Here is a 20876-nt window from a genome sequence, read left to right on the forward strand (position 1 = left end):
GCGGGGCCGGGTCGTGCGCGGGGCCTCGGCCCTGCACAGGGCACGCTCAATCCAGTTGAAACGTGGGAATCACCTCCCGCAGGAAGAGGCGCAGCACGGGATTGAGGTTGTCGCGGCGGTAGGTGCAGACAGTCTGCACCGGCTCGGTCATCATGCGGCGGACCACCAATCCCTCCGGCATGTAGCGGGCGGCGCTCTCGGCGATCAGCGCCGCGCCCATGCCGATGCGCACCAATCCCAGCATGGTGTGAACCTGGCCTATGTGCTGCACGACGTCGGGTGCCACGCCGGCCCTGGAAAAACGCTCGTTCAGCATGAGATAAAAGGGCCGGGCTTCATCCGGCGAGTACATGATGAACGGTCTGCCGTGCAGGCAATCGAGTGTGCGTTCTGGGGGCCACGCTTGGGATTGCGTCTCCGGGATCACCAGTACCAGGGACTCGGTTGCAATCGGCACGGTGTCAAGTTCGCTATTGATGGCATGCGGCCGCATCAGCCCCACGTCCAGCGTGACGCCGAGGCCGGCTGCAACCAGGGCCAGCATCGCATGCACCTGTCCGACGTGCTCAACCACACGCGGCATGACACCTGCCTGGGCAAAGCGCTCGTTGAGCATCTGGTAGAACGGGCGCGCCTCGTACGGGGAATACATGATGAACGCTTTGTCATGCAGATCAGTAAGAGCAGGCACGGCCGGCCAAGCAGCGGCCTCGGCCTCGGGCGTGGCCAACATCAATGCCTCGGTCGCGAGGACCGCGCTGTGGAGCTCGGCGTGGAGTGGAAGCGGGCGCATCAGGCCAAGGTCGATGTCCCCGGCATTGATCGCATCCAGCTGCGCCGTGCTGATCATCTCGACCAGCTTCAAGGACAGGCCGGGCATCAACTGCCGCAGTTGGCGCACGATCCTGGGCAGCAGCGAATATGCCGTGCCTGCCGTAAATCCAATGACCAGGTTGCCATGCTCGCCTTTCCCGGCCTGGCGTACCATGAGGGTGGCATCCTCCGCGGCACGCAGGATGCATACTGCCTTTTTCAGGAACACTACCGCGGACCTGGTGAGGCGAACGCCACGGCTGCTGCGTTCCAGCAGTAGCGCACCCACTTGATGTTCCAGCAAGTGAATCTGGCGGCTCAATGGCGGCTGGGTCATGCCCAGCCGCTCCGCCGCACGGCCGAAATGCGCCTCTTCAGCAATGGTGACGAAACACCTTAACTGGCTGAGTTCAAACAAGACGAACTCCTCATGCTGGGAAAGGGCGGCCTTGCTGCGGCGCGGCCAGCGGCCAGGACCTCCTTCAGACGTACCGGTTGACCAGGTTCTCCAGGTACTCCTGGCGGCCGGACACCGGCGCCACATCCTGGTTGTGCCCCAGCACATGCTCGGCCAGGCCGTCCAGGTCCAGCTGGCCGCCCAGGATATCGGCGCCCAGCTTGCCGTTCCAGCCGGCGTAGCGCTCCTGCACGGCCTGCGCCAGGCGGCCGTCCACGATCATCTTCTCGGCCGCCAGCAGGCTGCGCGCCAGCACGTCCATGCCGCCCACGTGGCCATGCAGCAGGTCGGCAGGGTCGATGGACTGGCGCCGCACCTTGGCGTCGAAGTTGCAGCCGCCGGTGGTGAAACCGCCTGCCGCCATCACGTGGTACAGGGCGATGGCGGTCTCCGGCACGTTGTTGGGGAACTGGTCGGTATCCCAGCCCAGCTGCGGATCGCCGCGGTTGATATCCAGGCTGCCGAAGATGCCGCAGGTGACGGCGGTCGCGATCTCGTGCTCGAAGGTGTGGCCGGACAGGGTGGCGTGGTTGGCCTCGATGTTGACCTTGACTTCCTTCTCCAGGCCATAGCGCTGCAGGAAGCCGTACACGGTGGCGGTGTCGAAGTCGTACTGGTGCTTGCTCGGCTCGCGCGGCTTGGGCTCGACCAGGATGGCGCCCTTGAAGCCGATCTTGTGCTTGTGCTCCACCGCCAGCGACAGGAAGCGGCCCAGCTGGTCCAGCTCGCGGGTCAGATCGGTGTTGAGCAGGGTTTCATAGCCTTCGCGTCCGCCCCACAGCACGTAGTTTTCGCCGCCCAGTTCGCGGGTGGCGTTCATTGCATCACGCACCTGCAGGGCGGCCAGCGCGAAAATCTCGGGATTCGGATTGGTGGCGGCGCCGGACATGTAGCGGCGGTGGCTGAACAGGTTGGCCGTGCCCCACAGCAGGCGCATCCCGGTGCGCTCCTGGTGTCCGGCCAGGCGTTCGACCATGTGCAGGAAGTTTTCCCGGCTCTCGCGCGGGGTGGCCCCTTCCGGCGCCACGTCGCGGTCGTGGAAGCAGTAGAACGGAGCGCCCAGGCGACGCAGGAACTCGAAGGCCTCGGCCGCCTTGTGCTCGGCCAGGGCCAGCGGCGCGCCGCCTTCGAACCAGGGCCGCTGGAAGGTCTGGCCGCCGAAGGGATCCAGCCCGGTCCAGCAGAAGTTATGCCAGTAGCAGGCCGCCACGCGCAGCTGGTCTTCCATGCGCCGCCCCAGCACGATGCGGTCGCGGTCGTAATAGCGGAAGGCCAGCGGATTGTCGCTGTCCTCGCCTTCGTAGCGCACCGGTGCGATGCCGTCGAATATGCTCTTGAATTCAGGTTGTTGCATGTTTGTTTTCCTTGGCTTGGTGTGATTGAGGGGGATAGTGGGACTCTGATAGCGGGACTCAGCCTGGCTGATGGCGGAACAGGGGTTTGAGCTGCTGGTACAAGGCGCGGTAGCGCGCATGGCGCTGGCTCAGCAGGGGGTGGCTGGCGGCCTGCGGCTGGTAGCAGGCCAGCACCGGCGGGCACACGCACAGGGCGGCCTCGTCAGCGCCCACGGCCAGCGCGCCCAGGCGGGCCGCACCGAGCGCCCCGCCGGCGCTGCCATCCTGGTGGGTGAGTATGTCCACCTGCAGCGCATCGGCCAGCAACTGGGCCCAGTAGGCGCTGCGGGCGCCGCCGCCCACCAGCGACAGTTCGGCCACTTCGGCGCCGGCCGCGCGCAGGGCCTGCAGGCCGTCGGCCAGGCCGTAAGTCACGCCTTCCAGCACGGCGTAGCCCAGCGCGCCGCGCCCGCTGTCATGCGTCAGGCCGAACAGCACGCCCTGGGCATGGGGATCGTTGTGCGGCGTGCGTTCGCCGGACAGGTAAGGCAGGAACAGCGGGGCCCGCTCGCGTTCCTGCGGCGAGAGCGCCTCGGCTTCGGCCAGCAGGGCGGCCACACTGTCGGCGCCGGTGGCCTGGGCCGCCCACGACAGGCAGCTGGCCGCCGACAGCATCACCGACATCTGGTGCCAGCGGCCGGGCAGGGCGTGGCAGAAGGCGTGCACCGCCGATGCCGGGTTGGCGCGCAAGCGGTCGGTGACGACGAACAGCACGCCCGAGGTGCCCAGTGAGATGAAGCCCTGGCCGGCGCGCACCGCGCCTATGCCGACCGCGCTGGCCGCGTTGTCGCCGCCGCCGCCGGCCACCACCACATCGCGCGGCAGGCCCCAGGCATCGGCCACCTCGTGCTTGAGCACGCCGGACGGCGCGCTGCCTTCGACCAGGCGCGGCATGTGGGCGCGCGACAGGCCGCTGGCCTGCAGCAGGGCGTCCGACCAGTCGCGCGCCGCCACGTCCAGCCACAGGGTGCCGGCGGCGTCCGACATCTCGGACACCTGCTCGCCGGTCATCAGGAAGCGCAGGTAATCCTTGGGCAGCAGCACGCTGGCCACCTGCTGGAAAATCTCCGGCTCATGCCTGGCGACCCACAGCAGCTTGGGCGCCGTGAAGCCGGGCATGGCCAGGTTGGCGGCGATTTCCGGCAGGCGCGGCTCGCGCCGCAGCAGTTCGGCGCATTCCGCTTCGCTGCGGCCGTCGTTCCACAGGATGGCTGGGCGCAGCACGCGGCCCGCGCTGTCCAGCAGCGTGGCGCCGTGCATCTGGCCGGACAGGCCGATGGCCCGCACCGCGCCCAGCGCCGCGCGATGGCGGGCGCGCAGTTCGCCCATGGCCTGGTTGGCGGCCGCCCACCAATGCGCCGGGTCCTGCTCCGACCATTGCGGCCGGGGGCGCGAGATGGCCAGCGGCGCGCCGGCCGTCGCCAGCACCTGGCCCTCGTCATTCATCAACAGCACCTTGACTTCCGAGGTGCCCAGGTCAATACCGATATACATGCTTGCTCCGTGTGGGGAATGGCCGCGCTTGCCGGCTCAGTGCGCGGTAACGCGGAAATAATCGACATCCAGGCTGGAGGCGCGCTCGCCGTCCTGCTCCGAAATGCTGAACAATCCGACCTGGGCCCCGACCCAGCGGCCCTTGCTGACCGTGAACGGGCCGGGCGCCTCCGTATAGCTGACGCCGTCCGTGCTGTACGCGAAGCGCACCACGGCCCCGGCGGACACCCGCAGCCGCAGGTAAAGCGAGGAGGGCGCCGAGGACTGCAGCACGAAGGTGCTCTCGGTGCAGTGCGGCTTGGCTGGCGTGCAGGTGGTGTACACCAGCTGCTGCGCGCCCCCGCGCTTGCGCAGTCCCAGCCAGGCGTACTGCATGCCGTTGGCGATCAGGCCGGCGCGGTCGCCATCCTGGGCGCCATGGAGTTCGATCTTGGTGTTGACGACGAATTCGGGCGCGGGGAACTTCTGCGCCAGGATGGAGGGCGCGGCCCGCACATAGGCCGCGGCCTCCGGCGCGGGCTGGGTGTGCAGGCGCAGCGCGCCAGGGCGCTCGCTGAGGGAGTACCAGCCGGGCTGGCTGTTGGCGTTCCACTGCCACTGCAGGCCGAGTTCCGGGCCGTCGAATTCGTCGGAGGTGGGCGGCGCCTGGATGGCGGCGCCGGCCACCGGCTTTTTGTAGCTCAGCACCGGCTGACCCACGCCCGGCACGGCGCTGTCCTCTCCGATCACGGGCCAGCCGTCAGCCCAGCGCATGGGCTGCAGGTGGACCACGCGGCCGTACGCCCCCTTGTCCTGGAAATGCAGGAACCAGTCCTTGCCATCCTGGGCCCGCACCCAGGCGCCCTGGTGCGGGCCGTTGATGGGGGTCTTGCCCTGGTCCATGACGGTGCGCACCTCGTAGGGGCCATCTATCCTGCGCGAGCGGAACACGGCCTGCCAGCCTTCCTCCACGCCGCCGGCTGGCGCGAACACGTAGTACCAGCCATCGTGCTGGTAGAACTTGGGGCCTTCCAGGGTGCGGTAGTTGGGGATATTGTTACCGTCGATGATGACTTCGCCTGCATCATCGAGCAGCCGGCTGGCGTCCGGCGCCATGCGGCGCAGGGTCAGCACATTGTTGATGCCGGCCCGGCTCTTGGCCCAGGCGTGCAGCAGATAGGCTTTGCCGTCGTGGTCCCACAGCGGGGTGGGGTCGATGATGCCTTTGCCGGGCAGGAGCAGGCGGGGTTCGCTCCATGGCCCGCTGAAGCGCTCGGCGGTGGTGACGTAGATGCCCAGGTCTGGGTCGGGGTAGAAGATCCAGAATTTGCCGTCGTGGTGGCGCAAACAGGGCGCCCATACGCCATCGCCCAGGCGCGGGACGGCGTAGCGCTCGGCCGGGACCAGAGCGGGCAGGGCGTGGCCGACCAGCTGCCAGTTCACCAGGTCTTTCGATTGCAGCAGGGGCAGCCCGGGTGCGCTGTTGAAACTGGAGGAGGTCATGTAATAGGTGTCGCCGACCCGGATCGCGTCCGGGTCCGAATAGTCCGCGTGCAGCACCGGGTTCTTGTAGCTGCCGTTGCCCAGGTCGGCCAACCAGGCCGGGTCCGGGGGCAGGTCGGTAGCGGTGGGAGCGCTTTGGCAGGCGGCCAGCAGGGCCAGCGCCAGGACGCCCCCGCAACTACGGGGTAAGCTTTTCTTCATTGCTCAATGCATGGATGGGAGAGATTAAAACAAGAGTAGCAGAGCGAAATTACCGCCATCAATCAATGCTTGCGGTCTGCTAAGAATCGCTACGTGGGTTGGTGGATTTCACACTGGGTAAGCAAGCGAACGCCGCAGATTCGTGCAGCTGATATTTACGTTTGAGGCGTGACATTTAATCGACAATACCAATTATATTGTCGATTTTAGTACTGTATGAAATACTGTATAATAGCCGCATGTCAAAATTCATGCCGATAGACTTGCAACCGCTGCCGGGCAGCCGGGGCGACGCCCTGGGTTTGCGCCAGCAGCCCGACTGGCGCGACATACCGGACGATGCGCTGACCGATGCGCGCACCGACAGCGAGATCGCCAGGGAATACATCAGCCACGGTGAACTGGGGCCCGGCTCCATGGCCAACACGCAAAAAGAGCTGTTCCGCTTCCTGACCTGGTGCCGGGAGGAAGCAGGGAAGAGCCTGCGCCAGCTGGGTGTGGCCGATCTCAACGCCTACAAGGAATTCCTCAAGTCGCCGCCGCAGGATTGGATCTCCAAAACCAAATGGCCGCGCAGCGATGCACGCTACCGGCCGTTCAGCGGGCCGCTGTCGGACGCCAGCCGGCGTCAGGCCATGATTGCCGTCAAGGGATTGTTCGCGTACGCCGAGCAGACCGGCTATCTGAGGCGCGATGCCGGCGCGCTGGTGCGCAACATCCGCACGCCCACGGCCAGCCGCATCACACGCTATCTGACGCAGGACGCCATCGGCCTGGCCTTGCGCACGGTGGACAGCCGGCCGGCTCCCACCCAAGCGTCCATGCGCCGGCGTGCGCGCGACCGCTTCCTGCTGGTGGCTTACGCACATACCGGCGCCCGCCTGAACGAGATCGTGAGCGCCAGCATGGGCGCGATTTATGGCGATGGTAACGGCCGCTGTTGGCTGGACGTGCTAGGCAAAGGCAACAAGCCGCGCCGCTTACCGGTTCCGCCCGAGATGCTGGCCGCATTCCGCGCCTATCGCAGCGCCTATGGCTTGCTGCCGCACACTACGCGCAGCGACGACACGCCGTTGGTGCTGTCCAGCCGCGGCCCGGGCTTGGTGCGCATCACGGACGAAGCGGCGTCCGACGCCGTCAAGGCGATATTCGCGGCCGCTGCCGACGCCGCCGCGGCCCTGGGCGATATCGACATGGCGGCCACCTTGCGCCAGGCTTCCGCACACTGGCTGCGGCACAGCATGCTGACCAACCACGCCAACAACGGCGTCCAGCTCAAGACGCTGCAAGAGACGGCCGGGCACGCCAATATCGCCACCACGGCGGCCTACCTGCACAAGACCGACAATGAACGGCATGACGAAATCATGGCCTCCGTTACTGGGAAAAACATTCTTTCACCGTGAATGCCTGTCTGCCTGGCTAGTGCGGACGGGCACGCTGTAGCGGAACCCGGGGTGGTGCGCTGCTGGAGCACCATGATGCATGCAGATCCTTTATTTGACATAATACGTATTATGCGAATTTGAACCGCAGTGTTTGTTTGCGCACAAATATAGATTTTCCTTAACGCAACATTGCATTATCATGGAAGCACCTCGCCGTAGGCGCAACATTCACCACGACCAAGATGACGAATGCAGCAAGTGAACTGACCCGGGCCCGGATAGGCCAACTCTTTCCTCTCGTTGCAGAACGCTACCGGCTGCTCGGCCAAGGGCCCATCGGGCAGCCCAGCGGTTTTGGCGCTGTCTGGCGCGCGCGTGATAATTGGCTAGGCCGTGAAGTGGCGATAAAGTTCAGCGACCATGATATGTCGGATGAATTGCAGCTCTGCCGCGACATCGAAGGCCAGACCGTCCGGGTCTTTGATTATTTCCGTTCGGATGAAGGCTGGAATGCGTACGCTATGGAACTGCTTGAAATGCCCTGGGTCTCCATCAGCCATTTCATCGACGCGCACAAATTCAAGCGCGGCGACATCCAGCATTATCTTGACTGTTTCGAGATCGCGCGTAGCCTGCTGTCCGGATTGGCGCAAATCCATGGGCGTCCGTACAGCCGAACCGGGCGCTATGTTCATGCCGATATCAAACCAGATAACCTGTTTATTCTCCTCGCGCCAAAAAGGCGGCACGGCACAGTGTTCCGCATGTCACCGCCAGAAAGCCTGGTAAAAATTCTCGACATGGGTATCAGTACTGAACACGGCAATATTCTGTCGGCCTACACTCCCGCCTATAGCTCAGGCAAAATGGTGGCGCGCCCCGGTGTAGACCTGTATGCGGTCGCGGTCAGTTTCATTCAATTGCTGACGGGCGTACTTCCTGACCGCTCGACCATGGGGCACAAAGCACGTATCCGCAATTGCATCGAAGAGATGTCATCCGGCTCTATCTATATCGATGCCTTGGCGACCGAATTTGCAAGCAATTGCGCCACCGCGTGCTCCCGACCTGGTGAGACGGTACGCATCCACAGGCGCTACCTGGATGACAAGATTTTTAACGTTCAGGGCACTGACTTTATCGCCCTGCGAGCCATCACAAAAAAATCTCCAGGCGGCGCGAAGAAAGACGAACTTGCAGAGCTTCTTTTTGATACGTTTGCACCATCGCAGGGATGGCAAAACCGGACGGAACAACGGCTGGATCTGCTGAAGGATCTGGTTGCTGGCCTCTACCGGAAAGGCATGCTGGTCCTGCGCGGCCAGCGCTACTCCCCCGCGTAGACGCCCTCCCCGCACCAATAATTGGCTTGATCATGGCAATTCCTGGCGCGGGCGCGGCTCAGTCGAGATCAGCGGCCGCGTGCCGCTCGTGCACCTGTTCCTTGGCGTCGCCGAAGGTGCGGTTGACTTTGCGCCCGCGTATCACCGCAGGACGTGCCGCGATCTCATCGGCCCAGCGGCGCACGTTCTGATATTCGTGCACGGCCAGGAATCGACCCGCGCCGTATAACTGTCCCAATACCAGTCCGCCATACCAGGGCCATATCGCCATGTCGGCAATGGAATATTCGTCGCCGGCCACGTAGCGATGCTGCGCCAACTGCCTGTCCAATACATCCAGCTGGCGTTTGGTTTCCATGGCATAGCGGTCGATCGGATATTGGAGTTTCTCCGGTGCGTAAGCATAAAAATGGCCGAATCCACCGCCCACGAATGGCGTGGCGCCCATTTGCCAGAATAGCCAATTCAGCGTTTCAGTGCGCTTCGCAATATCCTTGGGTAAAAACGCGCCGAATTTCTCGGCCAGATAGACCAGGATGGAGCCGGACTCAAACACGCGCACTGGTTTTTCGGCGCTATGGTCCACCAGCGCCGGTATCTTCGAATTTGGATTGATATCGACAAAGCCGCTGGAAAATTGCGCGCCCTCGCTGATCTTGATCAGCCAAGCGTCATATTCCGCGCCCGCATGGCCCAGCGCCAGCAACTCCTCCAGCATGATCGTGACTTTCACTCCGTTCGGCGTGCCCAGCGAATAAAGCTGCAGCGGGTGTTTGCCCAGCGGCAGTTCCAGCATGTGCGTGGCGCCCGCCACGGGGCGGTTAATGCTGGCGAAAATGCCGCCGGAGGCCACTGGCGGAGTCCACACTTCCGGCGGAACGTATTGGATTTGTTCAGTCATGAAATTCTCCTAAAGAGAGGCCGATGATATCCCACCGCGCCGCAGCGTGCAGGCTGGTCTCGCCAGCGCCCTGGGTCAGGGCTTTTCCCGCGCTGACGGCGGCAGGTTCAGGGCCTCAAGATAGCTTCGCACCTGGGCAGCGACGCCCTCTTGCACCTGCGCCCTCGCCTCCGCCTTGTCCAGCGCCAGCTCTAGTTCGCGGATGCGCTGCTGGGCGGCCAGTCCGGCCGCCTCGGCCTCCGCCAGGCGCTCCGTCAGCAATGCCAGTTCAGCCATCCTGGACACCAGCTGTCGTTCGGCATCGGCCGCGTGCTGCTGTCGCATGCGCAGCTGCTCCAGCTTTTCCTCCTGCTGGCGGCGCAAGCTCAGCTGTTCATAGAGGGCCTGCTTGGCGTGCGCAGTTTCCGACGCCAGGCGCGCGCATTCCTGGTTCAGCTTGCCGGCTTCCACCTCCCTGGCGGCCAGGGCCTGCTGCTGCTTGCGGCGCAGCTCATCGTTCTCCGCCAGCCGTTCGCGCAAATCGGCCACCTGCTGTTCGGCAGTGTGTCGCGCGATGGTGGCGCTCTGTAGCGCCTTTTTGCTCGCCTCATGCGCCGCCCGTTCGCTTGCCAGCGCCGATTGCAGCTCTCCCATGCGCGCCTCGGCGGCAGATAGCCTGGCTTGCGCCTCGGCCATCCTGGTCTCGCAAACAGCCTCAGCCTCGGCGGCACGGGTATCAGCTTCTTCCATCAATCGGGCTGACAGGCGCGCCACCAGGTCTTGCAGGGCGTCGCCAATGGCGACGCTCCGGTCCGCCTGGCTGCCGGACTCCGTCTCCAGCTCCTTGAGATAACGGTGTATGGTACTTTTAGAACCCGTATTGCCCAATTCCGCCCGCACGGCGTCCACTGACGGGTATTGCTGCCGCGCCAGCAAGCTATCGCGCGCGCGTTGCACTTCTTGTTTTTCCAGTCCTGTTCTGGCCATTACACCACCCCAATTAATTACGTAATACGTATTATGTAATACACGCATACACACGCGCAAGCAAAAATGGGGGCCGAGAAATATAATGTGCGGCTATCGCACTAAAGGTTCACCGAATTAGCCAATCTTCCTTCCTGCCGGCGCCTCCAGCTCCGTGCCTCCCATGTAACATTCTTGTTAAATAACTATTCTTGCAAACTGGAACATCCGACAAAAGTCGGTTTGCACTCAATCAAAATCACATTACAATCAGCCATAGACAGACGGCAATCAGCACAAGCGTGCTTACAATCAATTACACTTAGAACATGTCACTAACCATTATCAGTAAAACTACGCTTGAATTTAGCCCCCCTGAACAGGCAAACTGTTAAATATTTCCGCTATACAAGAGAGGTCTTATGCAAATCCAGCGTGTTCCTTCGCTGTTACAGGGCGTTGCCGAAGTACGCAACTGGGTGGTCCATGAAATACCATCCGCGGCCTCCACGGTGGGATACGATTTGTTCCTGAAAATCGGTAGCGATTTCTTCTCCGGCCGTCCACTGGGACTGGCGACGCTGACAAGCGAACTCCCCTACCTGGCGGAAGACGTCCGTGAGCACCTCTCATCCATGATCCGGGCCGGATTGATGGTCCAGCAGGACGGCGCATTGCTGCCGACCGACCGGTTTGTCGAACTGCTCAAGCAATATCAATCCAAATGTGAAAGTGTTTTCATTCTGCGCAAGGATTTGCGTGAGCGGCAGTTACTGGTCCAGGTTGACGATCCGCGCCTGCAGCAGCTGGTCACGGAAATGTACGACCACTTCCACGACCTCGGCTGGGTCTACCTGCACAATTTCGGTGGCGTATGCTTTTTGATGGCTTCCCTGGTGCGGCGCGTGGCCCAGGCCAAGGGCTTCCAGGCGCGGGTGGAATCCTGCCATGTCAGGGTCTCGGCCGAAGGCCGCCTTTTCAGCCTGGGCGGGCCCGGTCACGCCAAGCCTGGGCAAATCGAAGGCCATGCCGTCTGCATCATCGAGGACAAGGTGCTGGTCGATTTTGGCCTGGGCAACCTGCGGCGCGGCTACCGGCGCGATTTCTACTGGGGCATCGCCTGTCCCTACGACGTGCAGCAGCACGCGATCGGCCAACTGGAACTTCCCCTGGGCGAAAACGTGGTCTGGCTGACCGATTGGCAGACCCCGGATGGGCCGGCCGAGCTGGCCAACTATGAAAAATTGGTCGAGCAGTTGTTGTACCAATACCTGGACCGCTACAGCTGACCAGGCCGTGGTCCTGGCGGCGCTTGCCGCCCCATGCACGCTGACTGCGTAGTCAGCATGTTTCCGGCTTGACATGTCAAACGCCCCGCGATAGTCTAGGCAAAGTTTCCACACGGAAATCATTAATCGAGTAGTTTGCATCCGAGAGCATGGCGTCGCTCTTGGATGGAAAGCTTTCCCGCCTAAAACTCACACCAGGGGTAGATATGAACGACAAGCCATACCGGCGCCGCCGGGCGGCCGCAGGCCTTCCCGCTTTGCTGGCCATGATGCTGTCCGCCTGCGGCGGCAGCGTGGAAAACGGCAGCACGCCTGCCAACCGGGTCCTGATGGGGGCTGCCAGCGCCGCTGGCGACGCCAACGAAGCCGCCTTGACGCCGGTGGCCGCCAGCGCCACCGGAGCGGAACGGGGCGACCTGTCCGCCGCCGCCGCCATCGACCACAACGACGCCACCCGCTGGAGCAGCGGCTTTTCCGACGACCAGTCGCTGACCCTGGACTACGGCAAGACCGTCGCCATCAACCGCGTCCGCATCGACTGGGAAAATGCACACGCCAGCCAGTACCAGTTGCAAGTGTCGGACGACGGCAGCCGCTGGACCACCATCAAGACGGTGGACAGCAGCCAGGGCGGCAGCGAGGACTGGAGCGGACTGGCCGGCCAGGGCCGCTACCTGCGCATGCAGGGCGTCAAGCGCTCCAGCCAGTATGGTTATTCCATCTTCGAGATCCAGGCCTTTTCCGGCACGCCGGTGACCACGCCCCCGGAACCCACGCCCGAACCGCTGCCAGTGGACCTGAGCAAGCCCGGGGTTGCCATCAAGCCCGCCGCCGCCACCTCCTCGGCCGTCGAGAACGCCGCCATGAGCGCCGCCATGGCCATCGATGGCAAGTCCACGACCCGCTGGGGCAGCGCCCATGAGGACGGCGCCTGGATACAGTTCGACTTTGGCGCCAGGACGCCGGTCGGCTACCTGAAACTGGTATGGGAAAACGCCTATGGCAAGGAATATGCGCTGCAGGTGTCGGATGACGGCAAGAACTGGAGCCAGGTCCGCTACGTCAGCAACGGCCACGGCGGCACGGAGGAATTCTTCAACCTGAACATCAACGCCCGCTACCTGCGCCTGCAGGGCGTGGCGCGCGCCACGCAGTATGGCTATTCGCTGTTCGAGGCGGAATTCAAGTCGCCGGGCAGCGACAACACCCTGGCCGCCGCGCCCACCTCGGCGCCCAGGTTCCCGGCCAGCGGCGCCGGCTGGACACCCCTGCCCTCGGCTGCCGAGCCGCTGGAAACCCTGCAATTCACGCTGCCCAACGGCGCCCTGGTGACGCGCTTCGGCGCACGCGGCCTGGCCCGCCACGGGCGCGAACGGGGCGAGGACTGGAACGAGATCGGCTACGGCCCCAACGAGACCGTCGATCCGGCCACCGGCCTGGCCGTGGACAAGGGGCCGGGCAACTACCTCACCTTCGTGCCGCAATACTTCAAGAACCGCACCTGGGGCTTCGAGATCATCGACAACAGCAATGTGCCGGGCGTGACCCGGCCCACGCTGATCGTCAACCAGTACAACCCGGTCGACTTCCTGCCCGGCGGCGTGGCCTTCTTCCGCGGCTACGACCGTCCCGGCGTGACCGGCTACGGCTGGATGGCGCCCGGCGAGCTGGTGGACCGCAGCATCAATATCTGCAAGCCGGTGGCCTATCCCGCCAACGGCAAACTGGCCAGCGCCACCGGTATCAACGGCGCCTGCACCCTGCAGATCAAGGAGTATCCTGGGCACGCAGGCCTGGACGCCAACGGCTTCCCCAACGGCACCGACGTCAAGGCGCGGCCACTGGTGGCGGGCGACATCATCGAAGTGTCGCCCTCGTTCTTCTCCACCACCGAGGCCATGCAGGCCAAAGGCGACAATGGCGGCATCCGCTACTATTCCTACGAGTGGGTGTACGTGGTGGGCAAGGGGCTGCGGCCCTGGTATGGCGTGCAGCCGCGACTCAATTCCGTGCCGCTGCCGGCCGAGACGCTGTCCGGCGGCGATGGCTCGGTGTCGTACAACTACTCGGACAACGCCCTGTTCATGTTCCAGCAACCGCAGAACAACGTCGGCATGCAGAACATGCAGCGCTTCGTCGAGGGGCGGCGCCTGGTGCACACCAACTTCACTACCGGCGACCACAACGAGCCCGGCAACGACCGCTATGCGGCGGCCGTGGGCCTGCAGGGGCCGCGCTTCAACCAGTCGGCCTGCATCGCCTGCCACGTCAACAATGGCCGCAGCCCGGCGCCTGCCGCCGTCAACCAGCGCCTGGACAGCATGTCGGTGCGCGTCGCCGCCGTCAACGCCGCCAGCCAGCAGCTGCCGCACCCGCTATATGGCGGCGCGGTGCAGATGAACGCCATCTCGCCTTCCGGCGCGCCGCAGAACTGGGGCACCGGCGTGCGCGTGGGCGGCTTCAGCACCAGCAGCGCCAAGCTGGGCGACGGCACCGTGGTCGAGCTGCGCAAGCCCACCCTGGCCTTCGAGGGGGCGGCGCCGGACCTGGCCTCGCTGCGCGCGGCCCAGCCCATGATAGGCACCGGCCTGCTGGAGGCGGTGCCGGAAGCCGACATCCTGGCGCGCGCCAACGCCACACCGGACGTGGATGGCGTCAAGGGCGTGGCCAATTTCGTGTTCGATCCGGAGAGCGGCGCGGTGCGCCTGGGCCGCTTCGGCTGGAAGGCGTCCAAGGCCAGCCTGCGCCACCAGGCTGCTGCCGCCCTGCTGCAGGACATGGCGGTGACTTCGCCGGTATACCGCAACCGCAGCTGCAACACCGACCCGGCCGGCTGCGCCAGCGCCACGGCCCAGAAGGGCATCAGCGAGGACGACCTGCAAGCCATTGCGCGCTACCTGGCGCTGGTGGCGGTGCCGGCCCAGCGCAGCCTGCCCAGCGGTTTCCCCAAGGGCGTGGCGCCGCTGGACGAGCATAGGGTGGACGCTGTGCAGGTGGCTGCCGGCGCCAGGCTGTTCCAGGGCATGCGCTGCACGGCCTGCCATACGGCGGAGATGAAAACCGGCTCCGGCCACCTGTTCGCCGAGCTGCGCAACCAGACCATCCACCCTTACACCGACCTGCTGCTGCACGACATGGGCGCCGGCCTGGCGGACGGACTGGTGGAGGGCCAGGCCAAGGGCAATATGTGGCGCACCGCGCCGCTGTGGGGCCTGGGCTACACCGACAAGGTGATGGGCGACAGCGGCAAGGCAGGCTACCTGCACGACGGCCGCGCCCGCAACCTGACCGAGGCCATCATGTGGCATGCGGGCGAGGCCGACAAGTCGCGCCAGCGCTTCGAAAAGCTGTCCGGCAGCGAGCGCGACGCCTTATTGGCTTTCCTGCGTTCGCTCTAGCCTGATATCGCCTTAATTGCGTATCACCATCCCCAGCAGGAAGCGTTTGCCGCCGTAGGCCATGCTGCTATAGGCCGGTACGTCGGCAAACGCGCCATAGGGACCGCTGGAGGCGCTGTTGGTGTAGTTGTTCAGGTTGCGGCCTTCGATGAACAGCTCGATGCCGTTCCTGAATTTGTAGCCGATGCGCGCATCGACGTAGCGGTAGGCGTCGATGAACACCGGCAGACCGGGCTGGTAGGGAAGATTGATGTTGCCCACATACTGGTTCACCGGCAGGTTGTAGCCCGAGCTGGAAAACGCGGCAAAGGTCGAGGTGCTGGCCTGTACGGCGGCCCGCATGTTCAGCGCGCCGTCGTCGTACCACAGCGACAGGTTCCAGGAATGCCGCGCCTGGCCGCGCACCGGCAGTTCGTCGCCCGTCATCTGCTCGAACACGCGCGAACCGTTGGGCTGGGAGCGCAGCCTGGTGTAGCTGGCGCTGGCGCCGGTGTGGCGCAGCAGCCAGGGCAGCCTGCTGAACGCGGTCTTGCCGCTCAATTCCATCCCGCTGCTGGTGTACGGGTCGCCATTCACATACATGCGGTAGCTGTACTGCAGCTCCGACAGCGGACGGCCGGTGGCGGGATCGCGCAGCCCGGTGCCCTCGAACGGACGCATATTGCTGACGTTCTGCGGCACCACTTCGCCGACAATGCCCTTGTAGTGGAACCAGGTGGCCGACAGCATGGAATCGCGGTTGGCATACCATTCCAGCGAAAAATTCTGGTTGATATTGGTGCGCGGCTTGAGCGAGGGATTGCCCACGATGCCGTTGCAGGCCTGGTCCGGCATGGCTGGATCGTCCGGGCGGTACTCGCCCTGCCCCGGCGTCAGGTTGGCGTTGTAGGTGCAGGTCACGCCGGATGAAATCATGCTGGCGATAGCGGGCCGGGCGATGGATTTGGCGCGGTTGTAGCGGAACACCAGCTCATTGGGCGCCAGCCAGGCGGCCAGGTTCAGGACCGGCATCAGGTCGGTGCTGCTGCCCTTGAATTCGGTGTTGCGGGTCAGGCTGGTGGTGCTGTTGCCGCTGATGGCGGCAAAGGTCAGCAAGCCCTGCCCGGCGGCCCGGGTGTGCACATAGCGCCAGCCGAAGTTGCCGTTGATGTCCATGCCCAGTGGCAGCGCAAAATCGGTGGAGACGTAGCCGGCCGTGACCTGCTCGGTGGCCTTGTCGTTGGGCTGCGCGTAGACCCGTCCATCGCTGCCCACGCATTCCTTCAGGCAGACGGTATCGACGCCGTCCAGACCCGCGCCGGCAAAAAAGCGCTGCAGGTCGAGGTAGTTCCAGCCGGTGACGGCGCCGCCGCCCAGCGAGGAGCCGTTGAACAGGGGATTGGTCTGGCGCACCATGGCGCTGCCCAGCAGGTCCACATATTGCTGGCGCGTGACGACGATGTTCTCGTCATGGGGGAAGCGCGGGTTGATGGTGTTGACCACGCCGTAGGCGCAGGGCACCACGGTGGCCGGGGTATTCTCACAGGCCTGCAGGGTGCTGCGCATGTTCGCCGTGGGCACCGTGACGGCCTCGCGGCCGGGCGCCGCGCTCTGGTATTCATAGCCGCCGCCGTACCAGGTGCTGTTCACATAGGCGCGCCGGCTGGCGCCCCACTTCACGCGCTTGAGCAAAGGCAGCATGTCGCCCAGGCCGTAGCTGAAATCGGCCTTGAACAGGTCCTCGCCGGTCTCGGTGGCGCGCAGGTTCTCGGTGCGCAGCACGGAAGGGACGCTCACCAGGCGGCCGGTGGCGGGATCCACGTTCATGCCCAGCAGCCTGGACGGGTCGCCCAGCAGGGTGCCGCCCTCGCCGTCCAATGGCTGGTAATGCCAGATGCCCTGGCCGCCGAGCGTGGCCCGCACCCGGCCGGAACGGGTGGCCGCGCCGCCGCGCACGCCATAGCGCAGGAAGTCGCCGCGCGTTCTACCATACAGCACATCGACATGCAGGGCGCCGGAGCGCCAGCGCCCGCCGAACTGGCTGCTACGGGCGCGGCTCTCCATGGTGGAGAGCGTGACGTCGTTGCCCATGTCGCCGCCGGAGGTGACGAAATCCGTGACATGGTGGGCGCTGTCCACGCTCACGCTGCCGGGCACGATGGTCGAGGCGATGCCATCGGCCATGGCGCCGCCCGGCGCGTTGACGGACGCGCCCATGCCCGGCCACAGGTAGTAGCCGCTGGCCGCGCCCAGCGCCGTCACGCTGCGCACGGATGGCGACAGCGGCGTGCCGGGGGTATCGCTGAACATGGCCGCATCGGCGGCGATGGCCGGCTGCGCCAGGCCGAGGCGGTTATCCTGGTCTTCCACCCGCCGGCTGCCGGCGCCGAACTTGGCGTACACGCTCAGGCTGCGGTTGACCTTGAAGTCCAGCCGCAGGTCGGCGTTGCTGCGCGCATCGTCCTGGCTGCGTATCCAGTAGCGCGACAGCCCGGGCACATAGTCGGCCCATTGCCTGAGGCAGGACAGGCGCTCGTTGATGCGGCTCAGCTGGGCGTCGCGCTGCTGGCTGGCGCCCAGGCCGGGCAGCTGGGCCGCCGTGTACGCCGGGAAGGCGGCGTAGCAATCGGTCTTGCTGCGCGCCTGGTAGGAGCGCTCGGCGATTTCCAGCGGCGACAGGGACCGGAACAGCGGGCTGGCGGCGCTGCCGCCTATCACCCGCACCGGCTCGCGCGCCAGCAGCGCGCCGGCCGCGTTGCGCACGGTGGACTCGCGCAGCGCGGCCGGATTCAGGGCAAAGGTCTTGTCGGGCGAGTTGTCGAAGTCGATATCGCGCGTGTAGCCGGACACGTTCTGGCGGTGCGACTCATTGTAATAGTGCACCCGCGACAGGTTTGCCACCAGGCCCAGCCTGCCATCGGCCAGCTGGTCGGCGAAGATCAGGTTGAGGTTGGGCGACCAGCTGCGGTTGACGGTGTTGTACTGGCTGGCGCTGCGCAGGACGATGGTGCGCTTGCTGAAATCGAGGCCGGTGCGGGTCTTGATGATGATGGCCCCGCCCAGCGAGCCTTCGGTCATGTCGGCGGTGGCGCCCTTGACCACGTCCACGCTGGCGATCAGGTCGGACGGCAACTCGCGCAGCTCGACGCCGCGCCCGCCGCCGCCGCCCACCAGGTCGGTGCCGCCCGGCGAGCTGACCGCCATGCCATCGATTTCCACCCGGGTCAATTCCGGCCCGTTGCCGCGCACCGAGACGGTTTCGCCCTCGCCAAAGTCATTGCGGCTCATGGTGACACCGGCGATGCGGGAGATTGCCTCGGCCACGTTGCGGTCCGGGAAAGTGCCGACGTCGTCGGCCACGATGGAATCGCGCGCCGTGGCCGCATATTTCTTGCGCTCGATGGAGGTCTGCTCGGCCAGGCGCGCGCCCACGATCACCACGCGCCAGGGATCGGGGTCCAGTACCGCGCCCTCGGCGGCGGCCTCGGCCCGGGCTTGCGCTTCAGTGTGCTGCGGCGCGGCTACGGCGGGCGGCGCGGCAGCGGCGGGCGCCATCATGATGAACACGGCGCCATTGCTGTTGATACGGCTGCTCAGCGGGGTGCCGGCCAGCAGGCGGCGCAGCGCCTCCTCCACGCCCAGCGCCCCCTGGACCTGGTTGGTGCGCACCTGCCCCAGGCTGTCCGACGAGGCCAGCACGTTGACGCCCGCCTGGCGCGCGAAATCGGCGATGGCGGCGGCAGCCGGCCCGGCCGGGATATCAAACGTCCTGGCAGCCTCCTGGGCCCGGGCGCCCAGGGCCAGCAGCAGCGCCGCCAAGGCGGCGGCATGGCGCATGCGCAACCCGGGCGCCATCTCAGCCGGCCGGCTGCCGGCCGCGCGCGGCTCCGATCACGATGCGGTCGGCGCTGATTTGCAGGGGCACGCCCAGGTAGGCGCTGACATCGTGCGCGAAATCCTCGGGCGCGGCCACCGGATATTGGCCGACGAATTTGCGCTCCAGCAGGGCCGGATCGGCAATCACGATCTTTTTCACGCTGTAGCGGTTGAAGTCGGCCACGGCGTCGCGCAGGGTCTGGTCGACGAACACCAGCTTGCCCTCGCGCCAGGCCAGCTTGCGCGCCACTTCCCTGGGCTGGCGGCTGACCGATACCGCCTCGGCGGCGCCGGACAGGTAGGCGCTCTCGCCGGCCGAGATGCGCCGGTGTTCGCCGCCGCGTACCGACCACACCTCCACCGTGCCCTCGGTGACCAGCACCTCGGCGCCGCGCGACAATCGCCGCACCGAGAACGCGGTGCCCACCGCGCGCGCCCGCACGTCGCCCGCCTCCACGATGAAGGGCCGGGCCTTGTTCCTTGCCACCTCGAACCAGGCTTCGCCCTGGTCCAGCACCACGGCGCGGGTATCGTCCGTGTACTTGAGCTCCATCCGGCTGCCGCTGTTGATACTGGCGATGGACTGGTCCGGCAGGGGCACCTTGCGCAGCTCGCCCTGCACGGTGCGAAATTCGGCATGCCCGGGCGTGGCGGTCAGCATGGGCAGGGCCAGCCCCAGTGCCGCGATGCCGGCCGCCAGTCCGCCCAGGGACGCCCAGGCGCGCCGCGACAGGCGGCGCGCTGGCGCCACCTGGCCGGGCTGCGGCGCCACCGGCGTGACTTCCACTAACGGCGCCGGCTGCGCCGCGACTGCCGCTACCGGCATGGTTTGCCGTGCCCCGCGTGCTGGCGCACCTTCGGGACGCAGTGCGGCAGGCTGGCCGGCGCCCAGGCGCCGCAAGCCGTGCTGGATCGCGGTGGCGCGCAGGTAGGCGCCCTGGTGGCGGATGTCGGCCTGGCGCCAGGCGTCGAGATCGCGCTGCTCCTGTGCGCTCAGTTCACGGCCCAGGCTGCGCAGCACCCATGCGGTGGCTGATTCGTCAATCGTTGGCATGCTTCTTCACACCTATCCTGGCGGCGCGCGCGGGCGCGGCGCCATATTCTTCGAACCCGCCCTCGGCGGCGATCATTTCCGACAGCAGCCTGGAACCGCGCATGGTCTCGTATTCCACCGCGCTCTCGGGGATATTCAGGCTGGCCACCGTTTCATGCTGCGACATGCCATACACGCGGCGCGCCTGGAACACGGCCTTGCAGCGCTCCGGCAACCGCTCGATCAGCGACGACAGCCAGCGCAAGTCCTCGCGCACCAGCGCGATGCGCTCCGGGCTGGGCGCGGCATCCTCGACGTGCAGCTCCTCCAGGTTGGCCATGGCCTCGATGCTGACGATGGCGTCGCGCCGCATGCGGTCGGTGACCACGTTCTTGGCGGTGCGCACCAGGAAGGCATGCGGTTCCTGGATATGGCCGACGCCATCGAGTTGCAGCACCTTGTAATACACCTCCTGCACCACGTCGTCCACCTCGGCCGCGCTGGCGCAGACGCGCTTGAGCATCAGGCGCAGCCTGGCCTCGAACGGCAGGAAATGGGTGGTGACCCAGTCGACGACTTCAGGTTTCATTGCTTGAGTATAACGGCAGAACAACGCCCGCCGAGACCGGCTGCAGCCGGCAAACCGGTCAATTTCTTGATTACTTCCCGGTTTCTTCAGGAAATTGAAGACTCCGGACGTCATACGGGCGACAGGACACCATAGTTCTGCAAATCAACCATTGGAGAGAGAGATGAGACCTATCGCGTATCCCGCCTGCGCCACTTGAGCTGAGCCGCCCTTCCCGTAGCGCCCACTGACCGCCGGATCCCGCCTGGACGCCGGTGCGGGCCGCTGCTTGCCCGTTTTTCTTGCTCACATAAT

Annotated in this window: 13 protein-coding genes; 4 read left to right on the top strand and 9 right to left on the bottom strand. The window is 65.5% G+C overall.

From position 1 onward, the window contains the following. Positions 1–46 precede the first annotated feature (46 nt). The 4 genes from ACLB1G_RS00520 to ACLB1G_RS00535 all read right to left on the bottom strand — a co-directional run bounded on the left by ACLB1G_RS00520 (position 47) and on the right by ACLB1G_RS00535 (position 5841). Positions 47–1231 (bottom strand): LysR substrate-binding domain-containing protein, encoded by a 1185-nt coding sequence (locus ACLB1G_RS00520; RefSeq protein WP_491625215.1) that lies wholly within the window; start codon positions 1229–1231, stop codon positions 47–49. A 64-nt stretch (positions 1232–1295) separates the two neighbouring features. Beyond that, positions 1296–2624, bottom strand: a complete 1329-nt coding sequence (gene xylA / locus ACLB1G_RS00525) for a xylose isomerase (RefSeq protein WP_491625216.1) — start codon at positions 2622–2624, stop codon at positions 1296–1298. 58 nt (positions 2625–2682) lie between these two features. After that, on the bottom strand, positions 2683–4158 hold the full coding sequence (gene xylB, locus ACLB1G_RS00530; RefSeq protein ID WP_491625217.1) for a xylulokinase: 1476 nt from the start codon (positions 4156–4158) through the stop codon (positions 2683–2685). A gap of 36 nt (positions 4159–4194) precedes the next feature. Next, complete coding sequence (locus ACLB1G_RS00535) at positions 4195–5841, bottom strand: glycoside hydrolase family 43 protein (RefSeq protein ID WP_491625218.1); 1647 nt, start codon at positions 5839–5841, stop codon at positions 4195–4197. A 239-nt stretch (positions 5842–6080) separates the two neighbouring features. On the opposite strand from ACLB1G_RS00535, the gene ACLB1G_RS00540 reads away from it, so the two are divergent. Further along, on the top strand, positions 6081–7247 hold the full coding sequence (locus tag ACLB1G_RS00540) for a tyrosine-type recombinase/integrase (protein WP_491625219.1): 1167 nt from the start codon (positions 6081–6083) through the stop codon (positions 7245–7247). 224 nt (positions 7248–7471) lie between these two features. Next, positions 7472–8572: a protein kinase domain-containing protein gene (locus tag ACLB1G_RS00545; protein WP_491625220.1), complete on the top strand. Its 1101-nt coding sequence runs from the start codon at positions 7472–7474 to the stop codon at positions 8570–8572. A gap of 58 nt (positions 8573–8630) precedes the next feature. On the opposite strand, the gene yghU is transcribed toward ACLB1G_RS00545, so the two are convergent. Together yghU and ACLB1G_RS00555 are read right to left on the bottom strand one after the other, a co-directional pair. Then, a complete protein-coding gene (gene yghU / locus ACLB1G_RS00550; protein ID WP_491625221.1) occupies positions 8631–9473 on the bottom strand; it encodes a glutathione-dependent disulfide-bond oxidoreductase in 843 nt (280 codons plus the stop codon). A 75-nt stretch (positions 9474–9548) separates the two neighbouring features. Then, on the bottom strand, positions 9549–10439 hold the full coding sequence (locus ACLB1G_RS00555) for a DNA-binding protein (RefSeq protein WP_491625222.1): 891 nt from the start codon (positions 10437–10439) through the stop codon (positions 9549–9551). Positions 10440–10840: 401 nt separating this feature from the next. Between ACLB1G_RS00555 and ACLB1G_RS00560 the strand changes: the two genes are divergently transcribed. Beyond that, positions 10841–11707, top strand: coding sequence for a hypothetical protein (locus ACLB1G_RS00560; protein ID WP_491625223.1), 867 nt, complete (start codon positions 10841–10843; stop codon positions 11705–11707). A 206-nt stretch (positions 11708–11913) separates the two neighbouring features. Beyond that, complete coding sequence (locus ACLB1G_RS00565; RefSeq protein ID WP_491625224.1) at positions 11914–15105, top strand: di-heme oxidoredictase family protein; 3192 nt, start codon at positions 11914–11916, stop codon at positions 15103–15105. A gap of 12 nt (positions 15106–15117) precedes the next feature. On the opposite strand, the gene ACLB1G_RS00570 is transcribed toward ACLB1G_RS00565, so the two are convergent. The 3 genes from ACLB1G_RS00570 to ACLB1G_RS00580 are packed head-to-tail and all read right to left on the bottom strand — an operon-like array spanning position 15118 to position 20582. Further along, positions 15118–18921, bottom strand: a complete 3804-nt coding sequence (locus ACLB1G_RS00570; protein ID WP_491625225.1) for a TonB-dependent receptor — start codon at positions 18919–18921, stop codon at positions 15118–15120. A gap of 19 nt (positions 18922–18940) precedes the next feature. Then, entirely contained in the window at positions 18941–20014 is a 1074-nt protein-coding gene (locus ACLB1G_RS00575; protein ID WP_491625226.1) for a FecR family protein, read from the bottom strand. Then, positions 20001–20582, bottom strand: a complete 582-nt coding sequence (locus tag ACLB1G_RS00580; RefSeq protein WP_491625227.1) for an RNA polymerase sigma factor — start codon at positions 20580–20582, stop codon at positions 20001–20003. Before ACLB1G_RS00580 ends, ACLB1G_RS00575 begins: the two co-directional genes overlap by 14 nt. Positions 20583–20876: the final 294 nt, after the last annotated feature.

The sequence above is a fragment of the Duganella kummerowiae genome (assembly GCF_053572355.1).